A 3,105-nucleotide genomic window follows, 5' to 3' on the forward strand; every position below is an offset into this window, starting at 1 on the left:
ATAGCGAAGTGCAGACCATGCGCGCGCGACCATGCCGCCGATCGTGTGCATGATCGTTCACACAATGGCGCCGGAACGATCCGCCGCGCGGATCCTCCGTCATCATTGCCTTAGCCCTGTTCGTTACCCGGATGGGACGAAACCGCTTGCGGGTTCGGTGAGGTTGGCGGCTCTGCCGCCTAGCGAATAGAGCAGGTTCCCGGCTTCAAAGCAGGTTGGACGCTCTCAACGCTCCCGCTCATCCTCGCGGCTCGGCTTGTCGGCTGAAGAACGCACCGGATCGGATCGGCCTGCCTGTCGATCCGTGTCACCGCGTCCTGTATCGCGCTGGCGTTGCAGCTCGCGGTCCACTGCCGCGCTGACGCCCGCAAGGCGGGACAGCGCACCTTCGCCGGGATTGAATCGGACGCGCAGTTCGTCGGTGCGGATCGCGTCCATCTTCGCTCGAAAGTCTTTCGGATCGGACAGCATCTTGGCAAGTTCCAGGGTCCGTTCGGCTTTCTGAAGGTCATCTTTCGATGCCTTCCCGCGAAGTTCGGCAATCCGCGTTTCCTCGTGGCCGCGCTCGGCCTGTTTCAGCGCCGTAGGAGCGGAAAATTCATGTTGCCGCATGATTTCATCGCGGGACATGGTTTTGATGTGCGGTTGCTGCTCCTGACCGCGCTCAAGCGATACTCGGATCATTTCTTTAAGCGGATCGGCGTGTTCGTTCTGTGCGAGCATCATCGCCGCAGCCATGCGCTCGCGGTCTGTCGTAGTCGCGGTGTCGCGTGGTTCGATACCGGGAAAATGCTCGCGGATCACCGCCATATCGCGGGCGATGTAGAGCGCGTTGCGCGTCTCGCGGTTCGCGTTCGTGGTGTTCCAGTCCAGCTTGTGGCCATTCTCGGCCGCAAGCTGGGAGGTGAATGCGCGCAAGGTGCGGCTGTTACCTTCGCTGAAGGGATGCAGATGATCCAGCTTGGCGTAAAGGTCAGCCATCGCTCCGGCCATTGCGAGGGTGTCTTTACCTGCCAGTTTCGCGCCGCCCTCAAGGCCAGTCAGCAGCGGCCCTAGTTCCCGGTCAAGGGTGCTGCGAAGGGCATAAGGCACGACATGGCCGGTAAGGCTTTCTTCAAGCCGACGATGTTTGAAGTGGCCGGGGGCGGGTTCTCGAAATTCGCCCGGTTTGTGGTGCGGTTGATCCTGAAAGATATGGCGATGCACGGCCTGCAAATGGGCCTGATCGAAATTGCCCTTGATCGGGTCTAACTGAAGTTCTTTCGCGCGAACAAAGGACTGCGCCAGATCGCGCTGCTCGGCGCTGTCGGCCACGGTTACGCCTGCGCGTTACAGAGTTCCAGGACGGCAGCGGTGTGCTGGGCGTTATCAAGTTCACCGTTGATGAAGCGAGTATTCAGGGCTTCAATTTCAGCCGAAAGAATGCCGCCCTCGAAGCGGATCGAGCCGCGCGCAAAATCGACCGCAGCCTTGCGCGCTGCGCGTTCTTCAGCGGTGATGGGCGAGGCAGCGGGGAAGGCGGAATGTGCGTTCATCTGATCGATCCTTGTTCCGATACTCGTAGCAGAAAGATGCTAAACACTCAATGAATTGTCGCCCGAACGCGCCGGGCAAAGGGACTGGCGGCGCGCCCCGGCCCTTGTGGCTGGGGCGCGCCGCGCGGGGGGAGCGAAAGGCTCATTCAATGGCCCTGAAATATGCGGCTTCGCGCTTGTCATTCACGATTTCGGGGAATGCGGCGTCCGGGTTCATGGTGAAGCGGTAGCGGACCATTTCCACGGGCCTGCCGTAGCGGTCATATTCGATATGGCTGTCGTCGGTAGCAACGGCGTTGCCGTAGGGTGTGCCGTGGATGCGCTCGATCCGCTCTCCTTGCCTGAAGCGAATGCTGATCGTGCGGCCATTGGCGAGGCCGCCGATGCGGGTTTTCTCGGCACCTGCGGCAATCCGATAGAAGGCGCGCATTTCCTCGATCCGCTCGGCCATCGCGTCGGGTTCATCCGGCGCGCTATCGAGTTTTTCCAGATAGCCTCGCAACAAGCGCCGCAATTTCGCAGCTTCGGGCGCGGTAATCAGGGCCATCGCCAGATAATCGAATCCATCAAGGTCACGCATGGAAAATTCCTCAAATTTGGATGGTGGGGCGGCTCGATGCCGCCCCGTAGGGTCAGGCGGTGTGCCGCTCGGCCTCGGCCTCGCTGGCTTTCAGGATCAATTCGCTTGCGGCCTGTGCTGCGGTCGCGGCCTGAAAAATGGCCTTCTTGTCGTTCCGCAAATGGCTGATCCAGTGCGCCACATAGGCGGCATGATCTTCGCGCTGCGTCGGCTCCATGCCGATGGCTGCACAGACAAAGGATGCCCCGATTTCGGCAATCAGTTCCTCGCGCGCCCTGATCGCAAGGCTCTTGCTGTAGTCACGCAGGGTTTCGCGGTTGAGCCGGTCACGGTGGCCGGTGCTGTGGATCGCTTCATGTGCAAGCGTGGCATAGAATGCGTTGGCGCTGGTGAAGCTCTCAAAGTGCGGCATGGTGATACGGTCGGTTAGCGGCGTATAGAACGCGCCTCCCTCCTGTTCGTGGATCGGAACACCATAGGCTGCAAACAGTGCATCTAGGCTCTGGTCACGATCTTCCCTGTTCTGAATGACGGGTTCCGGGGTCGGGAATTTGCCTTCGGGCAATCCCTCGATCTGCCCCACGTTGAAAACAGTGTAATGCTTGAGGAAAACGCGGCCCTTGCGTTCGTCCTGATCGCCATCGGCCTGCGCGTCATCGTCCTTCTTTGTGATCTGGCCGACATAGACAACGCGGGTTCCCTTCTCGCCCTTCTTGACGTTGCCGCCAAGTTCCAGCGCCTGCTTGAAGGTCATCCAATAGGGGTTCGCATATCCGCGCGTGATCGCGGTTGCCCAAAGCAACAGGATATTGATGCCCTGATAATGCTTGCCGCAAGAGCGAAGCGGGAAGCTGCCTGCACCCTGCGCCCATGACGGTGCCCAAGGTTTCGTGCCAGCCTCCAGCATGGCAATAATCTGGTTGGTCACTTCCTCGTAAATGTCGATCCGCACGGCCTTGGATTTCCGGCTGCGGTTGGTGGCTTTAGTCA

At 60.1% G+C, this 3,105-nt stretch carries 4 protein-coding genes; all 4 read right to left on the reverse strand.

The window, feature by feature from the left end; translation table 11 throughout:
* Positions 1–225: 225 nt before the first annotated feature.
* Complete coding sequence (locus tag ACGHU1_RS16760) at positions 226–1,314, reverse strand: Fic family protein (protein WP_390588836.1); 1,089 nt, start codon at positions 1,312–1,314, stop codon at positions 226–228.
* A gap of 2 nt (positions 1,315–1,316) precedes the next feature.
* Positions 1,317–1,535 (reverse strand): antitoxin VbhA family protein, encoded by a 219-nt coding sequence (locus tag ACGHU1_RS16765; RefSeq protein ID WP_390588838.1) that lies wholly within the window; start codon positions 1,533–1,535, stop codon positions 1,317–1,319.
* Positions 1,536–1,677: 142 nt separating this feature from the next.
* Positions 1,678–2,115 (reverse strand): hypothetical protein, encoded by a 438-nt coding sequence (locus ACGHU1_RS16770; RefSeq protein WP_390588841.1) that lies wholly within the window; start codon positions 2,113–2,115, stop codon positions 1,678–1,680.
* Between the two features lie 52 nt (positions 2,116–2,167).
* The coding region (locus tag ACGHU1_RS16775) for an ArdC family protein (protein ID WP_390588843.1) at positions 2,168–3,105 on the reverse strand (938 nt) is incomplete at its 5' end.

Origin of the sequence: Erythrobacter sp. MTPC3 (assembly GCF_042854385.1) — a bacterium.
Classification (GTDB): Bacteria; Pseudomonadota; Alphaproteobacteria; order Sphingomonadales; family Sphingomonadaceae; genus Erythrobacter.

Coding starts and splice junctions, on each gene's coding strand:
- ACGHU1_RS16765 (WP_390588838.1), bottom strand. CDS start 1,535: ATGAACGCACATTCCGCCTTCCCCGCTGCCTCGCCCATCACCGCTGAA.
- ACGHU1_RS16770 (WP_390588841.1), bottom strand. CDS start 2,115: ATGCGTGACCTTGATGGATTCGATTATCTGGCGATGGCCCTGATTACC.